13 protein-coding genes are annotated in these 16,102 nt (G+C 62.1%); 10 read left to right on the top strand and 3 right to left on the bottom strand.

Annotation, left to right across the window (positions count from 1 at the left end):
- Positions 1-426: 426 nt before the first annotated feature.
- Positions 427-2,361, bottom strand: coding sequence for a hypothetical protein (locus DK391_RS35030; RefSeq protein WP_109482579.1), 1,935 nt, complete (start codon positions 2,359-2,361; stop codon positions 427-429).
- A 927-nt stretch (positions 2,362-3,288) separates the two neighbouring features.
- Here DK391_RS35030 and DK391_RS35025 point away from each other — a divergent pair.
- The 5 genes from DK391_RS35025 (at position 3,289) to DK391_RS35005 (ending at position 9,412) form a co-directional block, all read left to right on the top strand.
- Positions 3,289-4,332, top strand: coding sequence for a hypothetical protein (locus DK391_RS35025; protein ID WP_109482578.1), 1,044 nt, complete (start codon positions 3,289-3,291; stop codon positions 4,330-4,332).
- A 227-nt stretch (positions 4,333-4,559) separates the two neighbouring features.
- Positions 4,560-6,311 carry a pyrrolo-quinoline quinone gene (locus DK391_RS35020; protein ID WP_109482577.1) on the top strand — a complete coding sequence of 584 codons (1,752 nt, stop codon included), beginning with the start codon at positions 4,560-4,562 and terminating at the stop codon, positions 6,309-6,311.
- Between the two features lie 261 nt (positions 6,312-6,572).
- On the top strand, positions 6,573-7,136 hold the full coding sequence (locus DK391_RS35015; RefSeq protein WP_109482576.1) for a hypothetical protein: 564 nt from the start codon (positions 6,573-6,575) through the stop codon (positions 7,134-7,136).
- Positions 7,137-7,337: 201 nt separating this feature from the next.
- Positions 7,338-8,318: an MDR family oxidoreductase gene (locus DK391_RS35010; protein ID WP_109482575.1), complete on the top strand. Its 981-nt coding sequence runs from the start codon at positions 7,338-7,340 to the stop codon at positions 8,316-8,318.
- 122 nt (positions 8,319-8,440) lie between these two features.
- Positions 8,441-9,412, top strand: a complete 972-nt coding sequence (locus tag DK391_RS35005) for a PDR/VanB family oxidoreductase (RefSeq protein WP_109482574.1) — start codon at positions 8,441-8,443, stop codon at positions 9,410-9,412.
- Positions 9,413-9,414: 2 nt separating this feature from the next.
- Here DK391_RS35005 and DK391_RS35000 read toward each other — a convergent pair whose 3' ends face one another.
- On the bottom strand, positions 9,415-10,335 hold the full coding sequence (locus DK391_RS35000) for a LysR family transcriptional regulator (protein WP_109482573.1): 921 nt from the start codon (positions 10,333-10,335) through the stop codon (positions 9,415-9,417).
- A 176-nt stretch (positions 10,336-10,511) separates the two neighbouring features.
- Here DK391_RS35000 and DK391_RS34995 point away from each other — a divergent pair, with 176 nt between their 5' ends.
- From DK391_RS34995 to DK391_RS34985, 3 genes are all read left to right on the top strand, one after another.
- Entirely contained in the window at positions 10,512-11,795 is a 1,284-nt protein-coding gene (locus DK391_RS34995; RefSeq protein ID WP_109482572.1) for an aromatic ring-hydroxylating dioxygenase subunit alpha, read from the top strand.
- Positions 11,792-12,292: an aromatic-ring-hydroxylating dioxygenase subunit beta gene (locus DK391_RS34990; RefSeq protein ID WP_109482571.1), complete on the top strand. Its 501-nt coding sequence runs from the start codon at positions 11,792-11,794 to the stop codon at positions 12,290-12,292. Before DK391_RS34995 ends, DK391_RS34990 begins: the two co-directional genes overlap by 4 nt.
- A gap of 82 nt (positions 12,293-12,374) precedes the next feature.
- The gene (locus DK391_RS34985; RefSeq protein WP_109482570.1) at positions 12,375-12,761 is read left to right on the top strand and encodes a tautomerase family protein; all 387 of its coding nucleotides are present in this window, start codon (positions 12,375-12,377) and stop codon (positions 12,759-12,761) included.
- A gap of 7 nt (positions 12,762-12,768) precedes the next feature.
- On the opposite strand, the gene DK391_RS34980 is transcribed toward DK391_RS34985, so the two are convergent.
- The gene (locus tag DK391_RS34980) at positions 12,769-14,271 is read right to left on the bottom strand and encodes a PAS domain-containing sensor histidine kinase (RefSeq protein ID WP_109482586.1); all 1,503 of its coding nucleotides are present in this window, start codon (positions 14,269-14,271) and stop codon (positions 12,769-12,771) included.
- A gap of 195 nt (positions 14,272-14,466) precedes the next feature.
- On the opposite strand from DK391_RS34980, the gene DK391_RS34975 reads away from it, so the two are divergent.
- Together DK391_RS34975 and DK391_RS34970 are read left to right on the top strand one after the other, a co-directional pair.
- The gene (locus tag DK391_RS34975) at positions 14,467-15,660 is read left to right on the top strand and encodes an acyl-CoA dehydrogenase family protein (RefSeq protein ID WP_109482569.1); all 1,194 of its coding nucleotides are present in this window, start codon (positions 14,467-14,469) and stop codon (positions 15,658-15,660) included.
- Between the two features lie 51 nt (positions 15,661-15,711).
- A complete protein-coding gene (locus DK391_RS34970; RefSeq protein WP_109482568.1) occupies positions 15,712-16,101 on the top strand; it encodes a hypothetical protein in 390 nt (129 codons plus the stop codon).
- Position 16,102: the final 1 nt, after the last annotated feature.

Genomic DNA, 16,102 nt, shown 5'->3' with positions numbered 1-16,102 from the left:
TCGGCGACCCGAAGATCACCGCGTGTCGCCATCGAGCACCCACACTTATCGGCTGTTGATTTTTAAAGAACATTCGCTAAAAAGCCGCTGTTTTCTGCTGCTTTCTTGCGTCTCCGTCGTTTGGAGAGGCCGAATTATGCGAGACCCCAAGGGGGCTGTCAACACCTATTTCGAAAAGATCTTCAAAAAATTTGCAGGGCCACTTCGTCGCAGGTACGTCGCTACTAGACGATTGCAATGTACTCGCCTATTCAATCAAAGACTTAGCAACAAAAAGTACTCAACTTCTTCACCTCTGACGCAAAGCCAATCATGCAAAAGAAAAAGCGCGCGGAACATCCGCGCGCTTTCTTCTCAACGACGCCTCACTCAGCGAGCAGTGTCAAACCCCACTACCCGCATGCGTCATGTCGACCATGAACCGGCTCATGCCCCGACGTAGCCCGGCGGCGGATTCGTGTTGCTCTTCGCGACACTCGCGTTCTTCGACACCACATACACAGGTGCTTCCGTCAGATTCAGCTTCAGCGTGCCGTCCGTGTAGTTGAGCGTCATGGGATTGCCCATCATGTCGAGGACCTTCACCGTGCCGCTCGTACCGGGTGCATCCACCTGAAGGCTGTACGCCACGCTATAGGTCGAACTGAATCCTGCACTCGCGCTCCACACGTTATTGCTGTGCGTCCACAAGGCAGTAATCACCGATCCGTTGTTGACCTGCTGGAACGAGTACGCATAGACACCCGACGGCGTGTTCTTCACGGGGCCCAGCGTATTCGTGCCATCGAGGATGCGCGACATCGCACTGACGACCATCGCAGCCGGCTTCGGGCTGATGTTGGTCGCACCGTACGAGCCCTGCGCATTCGACAGATCGAAGAACGTTCCATAACCCACTTCGGCCGGATAGTCCGCACCATAGAACACGTACGAAACGTCTGCGCCCTCGCCAAGCAGGATGATGTGCGTACGCGCAACCACGGCGCCTTGTGCGAACAGCACATTACCCGTCGGATAGTTGGGACCATACGACGAACCGAGGTCATAGCTGATGCCCACTTCCGTCTGATAGAGCTTCATGCCCGAACGGTACTGGTTCTGCATCGTTGTGCGCAGCGTGCGCATCGAGTTGTTCAGCGCATTGGCGGCCGTCGCGGCATCGGGATCCGTGGCAAGGCGCTCAGGCGGATGCGAAGGCGACGTCCCCGCATCGTAATAGCCGTGCGTTGCCACGCCATCGATGTACTGGCCAAAGCCCAGCGAAGCAATGCGTTGCAGACGCTGGTTGGTGAGGCTCGGGAACGCATCCGTTGGGCCCATCACGACAGCATTGGGGTCAGTCGAATGAATGCCCTGATAGACCGACTGGTACAGCGACACGAAATTCGCATCCGTATCCGTCCAGAACTGGTTCGGCTCCCACGTCACCTGATAGAAGTTCGCCGATTGCGTCGGGAAGTACTTCTGGCGGATCGCGTTCGACTCGGTGCCGACGCGGCTCATATAGTTCTGCAGGTACGACATGTCCTTCGGCAGCGTCGTGAAATCCTCGACACCGCCCGATTTCGATGCCCAGCCCGGCAGCCCGTCCAGACGGATCAGGCGCATCACGTTACCCGACGTATAGAACGGGTCGAGATGGTTGGCCGAGGGATCGAACGTGTTCGCGCCATTCGGCTCCATCACCGACATCTGGCGATCGTCGATCGTCTGCGTGATGCCGAGACCCGCGAGCACCGCCGCGCGATCGTTTTCGCCCTGCATGCCGAAGCGGTGCTGCTCCTGCTTCGTATAGGTCACGGCGGGCACGATGCCGTTCAGATTCGGAATCACGCCGAAGGTCGCGATGCCCGTGGGGCGCGTACCTGCCTGAGGCAGTGCGCCACCGCCCGCCTTCAGGTTGCCCGACACCGCGAAGTAGCCCGCGAGTGTCGAGGTACACGGCAGAGTCGTCGTGGCGCCGCCGCGCGGCACGGCGAAGCTGCCGCTTGCCGCGACGCGGCCGGTCGTGTCGTCGATCGACCAGCTCAGCGTATCCGCGTTGCTCGTGTTCGTTGTGAAGACCAGCGGGAAGCTCGCGCCCGACGCGAACAGGCGTGTGCTGTCGCCGCTGGTCGTGTCCGCGGCAATCAGCGGACCGCCGGCCGACGCGCCGGCCGTCGTCGGCGACACGCAACTGAGACTGCCTGTGGTGTTGCCGTTCGCCGTCGCATTCGCGGCGGACATTGCGGAAGTCTGCGAAGGGCTATTGGACGACGCCGACGCTGCACCAGTGCTGGCCGCGTCGCTGCCTCCGCCACCACCACAGCCCGCAAGCAGGACCGCGATCGATGACGAAACGAGTAGTGAATTGACTTTCATGGGAATACGAATGGGCAATCGAAATCCGTCCGAAAACGCCTGGGAAAAATGCCCGAGGGCGACGCGTGGATTTCAGGGGTGGCTGTCTTGCACGCGGAGTCGTTCTTACTGCGTCGACTGCCGGTGCGGCGGCGGTGCCGGTAATTTGGAGCAGCGCATTTCCTGCAAACCCGCAGCATGTTTCTGCGCGAGCGAGGCCGTGCTCAACCGATTGCAACCAGATGTAACTGCAAATCAATATCCGGTAATGTCAGATTAATTAATCGATAAATCTGATTATTAATCGACATCTGACTGAAAGGCCGACACAGCGGTCTTCTCCGCCATTGCGCGAAATATGGGACGCGCCCGGAATGTTTTTGCAGAGGCGAATCGTTCCGAACGACAATGCTAAAGTCTGCTGAAACGGCGTAACACTTTGTAACGTCTGAGGATTAATCAGGTTCACCTTATGCGTCTGCACCAGTACGGTGATAAGGGCCGTATTTGTATTACCTGAAACACCTTTTAAGCCGGTCAAAAATGCCCAATCTTTCATATGGCTATAAATGGGGAACCATGAATGGCGAAAGATAGCTAGCGCATTTTGATGTCATTTATTTTGCTTTTTTAAAAGCCATGATCACCATCACTCAATCATTTATGGGCGAATTTCTGAATATGATGAATCGATAGGGAATGGCGTTTCGGATGCCTGATTTCATCAATTGCGATTCATTTGTCGCGCTTGCAATACACACGCACAGGCTTTTTTGAAGTGAATAGCCGAGTTTTATTGACCTCCGGCATTCCCTGACTCATATTGCATAAAGACCATTGCGATCAGGCGCGACGCTTTGCGTCGTGACGAGGCCCCGTCCTTCGCACGATGGTTGTCAACGAGAAGAATGTGCGATGCCGTCACGCGTGCGGCATGGGAGTCTGTCCATGGACATGATTCGCAAGCGTCCAGCACCGCCACACGAGCGATGCGATACGACGCCGGAGACGAAGCCTGTGGTGCAGCAGGATATGCCTGCCAAGCCACTCGATCTGCTGTTTCCTCTCGACGCTTCGACAGGTCGAACGGATGCGAGCCCGGATACTGCGCCGGTTTCCGATCCGGCATCCGACCCGTTGCCGACCTATCCGCCACTTTTCAGGCGTATCAGGCCAAGACATCAACGCCTCGCTGCGCCCCCGACCGTCGGTGCGCCCGACTGGAGGCTGAGCACAGGCGCTGCCGTCGTGCTGATCGGCTTTGCGATTGCATTCGGCACCTATATCACGCTGACCCAACGCGATGCGATGCAAAGCCGCTTACGCCGCATTGTCAGTCAGAACGAATTGCGCGCGACGCCGCATAACGACCGGCCAACGATTGCCGAACGCACCCAGGAACTGGCGCGGACGCTGCGCGAACAGATCGAAACGCTACGCAGCCGCGATGCAACCGATGCTGCCATCGTGGCAGGCGCCGCCGCGCATCACAATGCCAACGCACACAGCAGCACGGTCGCGAGCAGCACGCCCAGCTTGCCGCCTGTAACGACGCTACCCGTACCCGCTCGCGCGTCGCCGGCAAAGACGCCGGCCAGGCAGGTTGCCGCGAAACCGCCTCTGCCTCAGCCCGCGCCACGTCCGCGTCAGCTTGCCAGCGTCACGCCGACGCCCGCGCGTGCTCACACGCCTGCACCTGTTCAACCAGAGCGCAAGACAGTCGTAAAACAGGCAGGCACAGCTTGTGGACCGCGCTCGCCGTGCGTGCAGCAAGTCAGCGCGCACGTTCCCCGCAAAGAAGTGAAGGTCGCGGCGAGGCCCGCACCCGTGAAGACCAGGCCGACCACCGTCGCCGCGCGCCGGGCACCTGTCAAGGTGGCCTTAAAGCCCGCACCGCACACGATGGCTCCCACCGTGCAGGCGTATGCCCCACCCGATAGTGCCGCAGTGCTGCCTGCGAGTGACGACTCGCAGGTTTATCGGCAGCACTAGCTATTCCGAAAGCGGACAGCGAGCGGACGTAAGAAGCGACCGCAAGAAAGGGCCTCAAGAAAAGGCCTTAAAAAAGCCCTATCTGGCGGATAGAGGCGAAGCGATGTCGCGTGCACCGGCGCAGGCGTTCTTACCATGATGAGATTGGCAAGCGCAGCATAGAACAGTGAATACGCGCCGTGCCGTCTTACGAGGACGCCTCATTCGGGCGTGGGGGAGACACACGCATGCAACCACAGCCGCCAGCTTCCCGGACCGCTTCGACGGGCCGCACTTCGCACGTGCTCGCGGGCATCAGCCGCTTCACCGTCGCATTCAGCCTCGCGCTCTTTTGCACGGCATGCGGAAACGGCTCGTCCGATAGTGGCAGTGCAAGCAGTTCCGGATCGAACGGCAGTTCGGGATCGGGATCAGGCACGGGCAGCGGCACGTCCGGCTCGGGTGGCAGCGCCGCGCCGTCTTCGTCAGCGGCCTTACCCACCGATGTATTGACGCATCACAACGATCTCGCCCGCACAGGGCAAATGCTCGCGGAAACGACACTCACGCCTGCCAACGTGAATTCGGCCACGTTCGGCAAAGTCGCGTTTCTTGCCGCTGACGGCAAGGTGGATGGCCAGCCCCTATCGGTCACGAGTCTTGCTATCAACGGCGCGACACACAACGTGATCTACGTCGTGACGGAGCACAACAGCGTCTACGCCTACGACGCCGACAACTACGCGCAATTGTGGAAAGTCTCGCTGAACGGCACCAACGAAACGTCCAGCGACAATCGCGGCTGCACTGACATCACGCCTGAAATCGGCATTACGGCCACGCCCGTGATCGACCGCAGCCGCGGTGCGAACGGCGTGCTGTACGCAGTGGCGATGACGAAGGATGCCGGCGGCAACTATCATCATCGCCTGCATGCACTCGATCTCGCGAGCGGCGCGGAACTGTTCGGCGGCCCGACCGAAATCGCCGCGACGGCCTCAGGCACGGGTGGCGAGAGCGCCAACGGCGTGCTCACTTTCGACCCGTCGCTGCACTCGGAACGCGTCGCGTTGACGCTCGTGAACGGCAACATCTTCATGGGCTGGACGGCACATTGCATGGGCGGCAACTACACCGGCTGGATCATGAGCTATAGCGCCGACACGCTGAAGCAGACGGGCGCGATGGATGTCGTGCCGAACGGCCAGAAGGGTTCCGTCTGGATGGCCGGCTCGGGCATGGCATCGGATGGTACGTCGATCTACGTGGTGGACGGCAACGGCACCTTCGGCACTACGCTCGACGCCAATGGCTTTCCCGTCGATAACGATTTCGGCAACTCGTTCATGAAGCTCTCGGCGAGTCCGCTCAAGGTGACCGATTATTTCGCCTCGCTCGATGTCGTGACGCTCGCGAACGAAGACGGCGACTTCGGCTCGGGCGGCGCGATGCTGCTGCCCGATCAGAAAACCGCGGACGGCACCGTCAAGCATCTCGCCGTGGCGGCCGGCAAGGACAACAAGATCTACGTCGTCGATCGCGATTCGATGGGCAAATTCAGCCCGACGGCCAATAACAACTGGCAAGTGCTGACGGGTACGCTGGCTGGCGGCATCTGGGGCTCACCCGCTTACTTCAATGGCACCGTCTACTACGGCGCGCTGAACGACAACATCAAGGCGCTGCCCGTGACGAATGCGCTGCTTGCTACCACAGCAGCCTCGAAGAGTCCGACGACCTTTGCCTATCCCGGCGCCGTGCCTGCGATCTCGGCAAACGGCACGTCGAACGCGATTCTCTGGGCCGCCGAGAACGGCACGACGGGAGCATTGCATGCGTATGACGCGACCAATCTCGCCACCGAGCTCTACAACAGCAATCAGGCGGGCACCCGCGACCAGTGGGGCGCGGGCAACAAGTTCATCACGCCGATGATCTCGCGTGGCAAGGTGTATGTGGGCGCGACCAACGGTGTGGCCGTGTTCGGCCTGCTGCATTGATCACACCTGATCACACGGTTTGATCACGTTGTGACCCATATCGCGTTGCAGCACGGAAATTGGCGACGAATGGCGTGCTTCTGGCGTGCTGCGCCGCTGCGACACGATATGCTGGGATAGCATGCCTTCGGGCTGCGATGGCCTGACGGGCCTCACTGCCATGGTCCGTATCGGCCATCTGCACGTCATGGCTTCACGCTGACCTCGCGACGCGCCTATGCGCCGACAAGACCAAGACTTCGCCAGGGAGTCCGCCCGCTTATGACACGCTTCGCCCATGCTGCAATCGCGCTTCTCGTCGTCAGCGGCGCGTCCGTTGCACAGCAACCGATGACCTACCCTGGCCGCAGCCAGGGCGCGGGACAACAGGCTATCGATACGGCCGCATGCTATGCCGATGCCAACAAGACGACGCACGTGAACATCGTGCACGAATCACAACGTCCGCAGCCGCCCAGCAAGACCGCCGCCGCACCGCGGCCTATCGTGGCGCCCGCACCGCTCAATCCGCCCTTGCCCGCTGCAATGGGTGCCTCCGGCGCATCGGCAACGATGGCGGCATCCGCACCCGCCGGCGCGAGCGCGGCGACGGCCGCCGCGGCGAGCGGCGCAAGCGGAGCAGCCGCGCCATCGACGCTCGCCGCCGCATCGGGCGCGTCAGGCGCATTCGCGGCATCGGGCGCAGAGGCAGCGTCGGGTGCGAGCATGCCGGCAGAAGCATCGCTGGCCGCCATGCCACCGCCACCGCCGCCCGAACCCCCAATGGTCCGCTACTGGGCCGCCTACTCGAAGTGCATGCAGCAGCGTGGTTACTACACGCGCTAGCGCGCATCATTCATTCGACGAAAGACGCATCGCACGTGTCGCTCGATCGACACCGTTGCCGTTCGCGCATCGAAAGCAAAAAACCGTCTGATTGTTGAGCGCGGCGATCCGGGCCACGCGGCCCGCATTCGCCTAGACTATTACCGGCCGCTAGCCGCACACCATAATGGACTGAAGCAGTCGAACTCAACGGACGGGACCATGAAAGGGATCTTGATCGAGAAGCAGGACAACGGCAGCCGCGCCGCCATCACCGACATCGACGAAACGGGTCTTCCTGCGGGCGACGTCACCGTACGTGTCGAATGGTCGACGCTCAACTACAAGGACGCACTCGCGATCACGGGCCGCTCGCCCGTCGTGCGCAGCTTTCCGATGGTGCCGGGCATCGACTTCGCGGGCGTGATCGAAAGCAGCGAGCATGCGCAGTGGAAGCCCGGCGACCAGGTGATCCTCAACGGCTACGGCGTCGGCGAAAAGCATTGGGGCGGACTCGCGCAACGCGCGCGCGTGAGCGGCGACTGGCTCGTGCGCCCGCCCGCCCCGCTCACGTCACGCGACGCGATGGCCGTCGGCACGGCCGGGTACACCGCGATGCTATGCGTGCTCGCGCTCGAACGTCATGGCGTCACGCCATCGCAGGGCAAGGTGCTCGTCACGGGCGCGGCGGGCGGCGGGGGCAGCGTCGCGATCATGTTGCTCGCGAAACGCGGGTATCAGGTGATCGCGTCGACGGGCCGCCCTGCCGAAGCGGACTATCTGCACGAACTCGGCGCAACGGAGATCATCGCTCGTGCGGAACTGTCCGGGCCGGGCAAGCCGCTCGCGAAGGAGCGCTGGGTCGCCGCCGTCGATGCCGTCGGCAGCCACACGCTCGCCAATGCGTGTGCAGGCACTGCGTACGGCGGAATCGTCGCCGCATGCGGACTCGCGCAAGGCATGGACTTCCCCGCCACGGTCGCGCCATTCATTTTGCGCGGCGTGACGCTCGCGGGCATCGACAGCGTGATGGCGCCGCATGCGCGCCGCGTCGAGGCATGGCAGCGCGTTGCGCAGGATCTCGGCACGGCGCAACTCGAATCGATGGTCAGGGAAATCAGCCTTGCCGAAGCGCTCGCGACGGCGCCTGATGTGCTCGACGGCAAGATTCGCGGGCGCCTGGTGGTCGACGTCAACCGATAGACCGCGCACAAGATATTCACGATGCTTATGAAGCCAACCATTTTTAATCGATTTGCCTGATCCAGACGCGAACCTTAAGCTGAATGCGACTCCGCCCCATCCGATTTTGACTGGATCGCACCATGCAAGCCCAATCGTTCAAGGTTCGCGTCGACGCCGTGCGCGATGAAGCACACGGCGTTCGCTCATTCGTGATTTCGCGCCTCGACGGCGCGCCGTTCGACAGGTACGAACCCGGCGCGCACATCGACGTGACAAGTCCTTCAGGCGTCACGCGTCAGTACTCGCTGTGCGGCGACCCCGAGTGCCGCGACTCGCAACTGTTCGCCGTCAAGAAAGAAGTGCAATCGCGCGGCGGCTCGCGTTCGCTGCACGACGACGTGCAGATCGGCACCGAGTTGTCCGTCGGCGCGCCGCGCAATCTGTTCCGTCTTGCCGAACAGGCCACCCGGCATGTGCTGATCGGTGCAGGGATCGGCATCACGCCGCTGCTGTCGATGGCGTATCGGCTCGTCAAACTCGGCGTGCCGTTCGAATTGCATTACTTCGCGCGCAGTGCCGAACATGCCGCGTTTCTGCCGCTGCTTTCTCGCGCACCTTTCGATCAGTACGTGAAGCTGCATTACGGTATCGAGCCGGAAGCGCTCGACGCTGAACTCGCCGCATGTCTCGCCGATGCATCGCAAGGCACGCACGTCTACACGTGCGGCCCCGTGCCTTTCATGGATCGCGTGGTCGCAGCGGGCGAAGCGCGCCTGCCCGCCGACGCAATCCATCTCGAACGCTTCACCGCCGAACCTCTCGCGCCTGCCAGCGAAGCAGCGCTCGACAGCTTCGACGTGCAACTGGCGAGCACGGGCCAGACAGTACACGTGAACAGCAAGATCTCGATCGTCGAGGCGCTGGCTGCGCTCGGCATCGAAGTCGATACCTCATGCGGCGAAGGCGTATGCGGCACCTGCATGGTCGACGTGGTGAGCGGCGAGCCTGAACATCGCGACCATTGTCTGAGCAAGGCCGAACGCGCGAGCAACAGCGTGATCTGCTGCTGCGTGTCGCGCTCGCGCTCGCCCGTGCTGGTACTCGATCTCTGAACTTACTTCTTGTCGAAGCGCTGCACCATCTCGGCCATCAGATCGCGCATCCACGCAATGCCGTCGTCCTCGTCGAAGTGCTCGTGCCAATGCATCGTCACCGTGGCCTGCGGAATCGGCACGGGCAACGTGTAGATGCGAAACGCGTCGCTGCGATTGAGGATGCCTGCCAGCCTCTGCGGCAGCGTCGCGAACAGATCAGTGACGGCCAGCACGCCCGGCAGCGCGACGAAGTGCGGCAATTGCAGCGCGATGTTGCGGCCGACCCCTTGCGCACGCAATGCATCGTCGAGTGCATGGTGACTGTGCTCGACCGAGCGCACCTGTACATGCGACGCCTGCAGAAAATGTTCGTGACTCAGTGCCGCGCCTGCCGGCAGCCCTCGACGCTTGCGCGTCATGCACACATACGTTTCTTCGAATAGCAGTTGATGACGCGTGCGCGCCATCAGCATCGGCAGGTTGCCGATTGCGAAATCGAGCTTGCTCGAACGCAACGCATCTTCCATTTCTTCAACGGGCAGTGGCTCGATCGACAGCTTCACGCGCGGCGCGCGCTCGTGCAACGCCTCGCAGATTGCGGGTAAATAGGCCATCTCTCCTGCATCGGACAGCGACAGCCGGAACGTGCGCGTGCTCGTCGCAGGATCGAAGCTCTCTGCATAACGCAGCGCCTCGCGCACGGTATCGAGTGCGCGCCCCACGATGCTGGCGAGTTCGAGCGCAATCGGCGTGGGCTGCATGCCCGAACGCGTGCGGATAAAGAGCGGATCGTCGAACAGCGTGCGCAGACGCGCGAGCGAATAGCTGATGGCAGGCTGCGACAGCGCGAGACGCTCGCCGGCTTTCGTGAGGCTGCGTTCTTCGACGATCGCCTGAAACACGCGCAGCAGATTGAGATCGACGTGATCGAGTGAGGTCATGGTGGGCTTCCGACTGAGCTTGCATTATTTGCCGGACTTATCGACCGGCTAATTTTTAATCGATTTGACGCATGATCGGTGCAAAGCGAGACTGATGTCAACGCGAAAGAAACCCGACATGCGGGTGCTTTCCACCGTTTCCACTTCCGATAATCACGTCCCGACACATCACACCGATGAGCGACACTACCTGGCAAACCATCGACACGAGTACGCTGCGCGAGCGCGTTCACGCAGATCGCATTGCGCCCTCGCTGTACTACGATCCGAATCTGTTCGAAGCCGAACTCGAACGCATTTTCTATAAGACGTGGGTCTGGGTCGCGCATGAAAGCGAACTGCCGAACCCTGGCGACTTCCGCACCACCACGATCGGCCGGCAGCCGGTGATCGTCGTTCGCGACAAGACGGGCGCCGTGAACGTGCTGCAAAACCGCTGCCGCCATCGCGGCGCGACTGTGTGCGAAGAACACAAGGGCAACGCCAAAGGCTTTACCTGCCCGTATCACAGCTGGTCGTATGCGCTCGACGGCACGCTGCGCGCGTTGCCCTATGGCGACGGTTACGAAGGCGTGTGCGAGAAAGGCGACCTGCCGCTCGCGAAGCTGCGTGTCGGCATCTATCAAGGTCTGATCTTCGCGAGCTTCAACGACGAGATCGAACCGCTCGAAGATTTTCTCGGCGGTGCGAAGCCGTGGATCGACCTGTTCATGAAACAGGGTGCGGGCTTTCCGATCAAGGCAAACGGCGAACACAAGTTCAAGTTCAAGGGCAACTGGAAGATCCAGCTCGAGAACACCACGGACCTGTATCACTTCCCGGTCGTGCACAAGTCGTGGATGAAATCGATCGACGACGAAACGGCAGCGGCCATCACCAGCTTCATGACGAGCGAAGACGCGTTCTGCCGCTCGCTGGGCAACGGTCACAGCCTCGCCGTGCTGGTGCCGGAACTCGTCGATCTGGACAAGGACGACGGTGCGCCGCTGCCCGAGCGCTTCAACGACCTCGCCGCGCAACTCGCCGAACGTCACACGCCGGAAGAAGTGCGGCGCATCGTGCGCGCGCTGATGGGCGTGGGCTTCAACCTGAACCTGTTCCCGAACCTCGCGCGGTCGATGGCGTTCTTCCGCGTGTTGCGCCCTATTTCAGCGGAGGAAACGGAGATCCGTCACGTTGCGCGCGCCATGGACGGCGGTCCCGACGAAGCGAACCGCGTGCGTCTGCGCATTCACGAACACTTCCAGGGTCCGTTCGGTTTCGGCAGTCCCGACGATGCAGAAGCATGGGAGCGCGTGCAGCGCGGCTCGTATGCCGGCCCGGAACTGCCCATCCTCGTGAATCGCGGCTTGAACCGCGAAACTACGGCTGAAAACGGCGAAAAGACAGCACACGCAACCGACGAAACGGGCATGCGCGAAGCGTATCGCCAATGGCGCGCAATGATGGAGCAGGCATGATGGACGATCGCAACGCACTCTTCTCGCAACAGACCTTTGCCCGCGCCATCGAATTCATCTGGCGCGAAGCCGAGATGCTGGATCGCCGCGACTATCGCGCGTGGCTCGATCTGTGGGACGCAAAAGGCTTCTATGTGGTGCCCATCGATCCGCAGGCCACCGACTTCGCCGCCACGCTGAACTATGCGTACGACGACCAGCACATGCGCGAACTGCGCGTGCAGCGCATGACGTCGGGCTATTCGGCGTCGGCGTCGGATGCCGCTCGCACCGTGCGCACCGTGTCGCGCTTCACGCTGACGAGCGATGCCGCCGACGTGGTCGAAGTGAAATCGGCACAGGTGATCGTCGCGTACAAGCGCGGCGCATCGACGATCTTCGCCGCCGATCTCACGCACAAGATCAGCTTTGAAACAGGCGAACCGCGCCTCGTCGAAAAAGTGATCCGACTGATCGATTCGACAGAAGCGCTGAGCGCAATTGGTTTCCTGCTGTGAGTCTTTGATGCGCGCAGCGGTGCGGTGAATAGCCATTGCAAGGCCGTAACACGGCCGCCGCGCGCAAGGAGCAAATCCCAAGATGCCAACACTCGAAGTCTATCTACCGCACGGACACGACGAAGCGCGCAAGGCGTCGCTGATTCAAGGTCTTACGCACGCAACGGTCAGCGCGATCGGCGCGCCCGCGGAGTCTGTGCGCATCCTGCTAAGCGAAATGCCTGCCGTGCACTTCGGCATCGGTGGCAAGACGGCGGCACATGGCGCACCGCCTTCGCTGCCGGTGATCGTCGCAATCCTGATTGCAGGCCGCACCGATATGCAAAAAGAGGCGCTGATCGCGGCACTATCGGAAACGGCGGCTGCCGTGCTCGATGCCCCGCTTCAGGCCACGCGCGTGATGATCAAGGATATTCCCAACACCGATTTCGGCATTGGCGGTCAGACGGCCCGCTCGCTTGGACGCTAGATCGAATCTACCCGCCCGCTTCAGCCGAAGGCGCAAGCGGCAACGCGAAACGGCATTCGAGTCCGCCGCCTTCTGCCGCTCGTTCCGTTTGTGCAGCCTGCGCCCAGATGCGTCCGCCATGCCGCGTGACGATGTTCTTGCACAGCGAAAGGCCGATGCCGTTACCGCCCGCTTTCGACGAAGAAAAGCCGTCGAACAGACGCTCGTGTGCATCGGCGGGCACGCCCGGACCGTTGTCGATCACACGCAATTCGGCGCGTTCTCCGGCAAGTGCAGTCGCGAGTGTGACGACACGTGTCGACGACTTCGTTTCCGTCAGCGCCTCGACGGCATTGAACGCAAGATTCAGGATGACCTGTCCGATCAGCACGCGCTCGCACAACACGGGCAACGCTTGTGGCGACTGCTCGATGTTGACGCGCACGCCCGCCTCCTTTGCGCGCAACTCGATGAAGTACGCGACGTCGTTGAGAATGTCGCGCAAATCGACGTGCGTCTCCGTCGGCTCGCGCTTGACGATGTACTCACGCACGCTCTTGATGATCAGCGCCGCATGCTCGGCCTGACGGTCCGCGCTGCGCAATCCCCAGATCGCCGAATCGATGCTGCCCTGGCCAAGCCGCTGGATCGCGCCTTCGATGAAATTGCGCACAGCGGCCAGCGGCTGACTCAACTCGTGCGCAATTGCCGTGGCCATTTCACCCATGGCGTTATAGCGGCCCGCATATTCGAGCATGCGTGCTTCCATGCGGCGTGCTTCCTCCGTCGACACTTCGTCGCTGATGTCGCGGAAGTGAACCAGCAGGCCGTTCAGGTCGTTTTCGATCGCTACCCGCCGGCATGTGATGCGCAGCCAGCGCGTCGCGCCATCGCGCCGTGTGATGCGATAGCGCTGTGCGTGCGTGAGCTGTTCACCCGTGGCATGGCGCAGTTGTGTGACCAGCCGGTTGCGATCCGCGGGTGTGCAGTAATCGGTCACCGCGCCGAGCGGCTCGCCGGGTGCCACGCCCAATACGCGCCGCCCCGATTCGCTGATGAATTCGAGCTTGCCGCGCGGTGTCAGCACGGCCACGCCTTCGCCGAGATCCTGCATGAACTCGCGCAGACGTGTTTCGTACCGCCGCAACTTCTGACGCACCGCCTCTTCCGCGCTGATGTCGCGGAACTGCACCATCACGACGGCGCGCTCGCGCAACGGTACATAGGTCGCAATCGCTTCCGACAACATGTCGATACCCGCGCGCGACCGATAACACCATTCGTACACCTGTGGCCCTTGCGTGATCGCGCGATCCATCGCGGCCACGCCGAGCTCGCGCCGGTACTTCGGCTCGGGCCGCGTCATGTCGCGCGCCTTGAGCGGCAGCAGTTCTTCGAGCGAGAAACCGAGCGCGACGCAGGCGGCCTGGTTGGCCCACACGATCGCCTTGGTCTGCGCGTCGTGCAGCAATACGCACAGCGTCAACGCATCGAGCAGACGGTGGAAATCTTCTTCGGCGGGAAAGTTCATGATGCGCGTGCGACGGACCTTGAGTGCAGCCGTAACCATAACACCCGGCCTTACTACAACGGTTCTAAAGATTTCTTTAGACGCGCGGGCATCCATACCAGGAGACACGCAGCGGCGCCCCAATTGATGATGTCTTTTTGCATTTCTAGACTGGCCTGAACGTCAACAACATCGAATGCCTTCAGGAGAAACGACATGTCAGCCGCCATTGCCCTCGCCTCGCGCAACGACCTCAGCGAGCCTTCGCTGCAACAGGATGCCACCGCTGCACTGCCCCTCGACGAGGTGATCGCCGAGATCGCTGCACGCCGCGACGAATTCGACCGGCTGTCGCATGTGCCGCGCGATGTGATCGCGAAGCTCAAGCGCGCGGGCATCTATCGCGCGGGCACGCCGCGCTGCTTTGGCGGCGATGCACGCGCGCCCGCCGAGTTTCTCGCGATGATCGAGCGCATCGCGGTCGCCGCCGGCTCGGCGGCATGGGTCGCGAGCTTCGGCTCTGCGAAGGTCTACCTGGCCGCGCTGCCGCTCGCGACGCAGCAGGCCATCTATGCGAACGGCCCCGATCAGGTCTTCGCGGGCGGTCTCTTTCCCGTGCAGCCGGCACAGCCCGCGCCAGGTGGATGGCGCGTGAACGGCACATGGAAATTCGCTAGCGGCTGCAAGGGCGCCGACTGGCTCGGCGTGGGCATCGGCGTGGGCGGCAAGGATGGCGGCGCACCTGGCAAGCCGCGTACGGCCGTGTTTCCAGCGGCTCAGGTCGAGATCGTCGAGAACTGGGATGTGGTCGGCATGCAGGGCACGGGTCGCCATGATCTGCGCGTCACCGACCAGTTCGTCGCCGAAGACTGGACCTTCGTGCGCGGCGGCACGCCGACCGGCGACGAGCCGCTGTACCGCTATCCGACCATTGCGTATGCGGCACAAGTGCTGGCCGTGGTGAACCTCGGCCTCGCGCGCGCGGCGCTCGATGTCGCCAACCAGATGGCAGGCGGCCGCAAGACCACCACGGGTGCGCCGCAACTCGCCGACCGCGCGTACTACCGGATCGAGCTTGCGAAGGCGGAAGCGCAGTTGCGCTCGGCACGCGCGTTCTTCTACGAATCGACGGATAGCGTGTGGCAATCGATCCTCGCCGGCAACGACGTCACGCCGGATCAGGTGAGCCTGCTGCGCCTCGCTGCCACGCAGATCGCGCGTGAAGGCGCGGACGTCGTGAACCGTGCCTACCGGCTGGGCGGCACGATGGCGATCTATCGCTCACATCCGTTGCAGCGCCTGCTGCGAGACGCGATGGTCGTCACCCAGCACGCGTTTCTCGGTGAAGGCAATTACGACGGCGCGGGCGCCGTGTTCGTCGGCGTGCCCCCGATTCCCGGTTATCTGTAACCGTTCCAGCTACTGATCATTTGATACCTGTTTTCAAGGGAGTTTCGTTTCATGACTGACAATCGTTCGTTGCCGTTGCGCGTTCTGTTCTGCTGCGGCGTCACGCAGAATTTCTTCGACTTGCCGCGCGAGCAGATCGGCGAGGTATGGCAGGCGTACGGCAAGATGCTCGCCGCCGTCGAAGCGATGGAAAACGTGCGTGTGCTCGGCGTGATGGATGACGACCGGCTGGTGGTCGGCCAGTCGGATGGCGCGCCGTGGACGTTCTACATCATGGCCGACGTCGCCGATTTCGACACGGCCGTGGCCGTGTGCAACCTGTACCGCACGACGCCGGTGGGCGAATACAACCTGTGGCGCTACGGCAAGATCGAGGCACGCGTTGGCCGTGCATTGACGGTGCCGCCCGCAGCCGCACAAGCCGCGCAGAACGCGTCCTGAG

Source organism: Paraburkholderia sp. C35 (assembly GCF_003121405.1).
Lineage (GTDB): Bacteria > Pseudomonadota > Gammaproteobacteria > Burkholderiales > Burkholderiaceae > Paraburkholderia.
The sequence above is the reverse complement of the archived record's forward strand: the minus strand, read 5'-3'. Positions and strand labels throughout refer to the sequence as shown.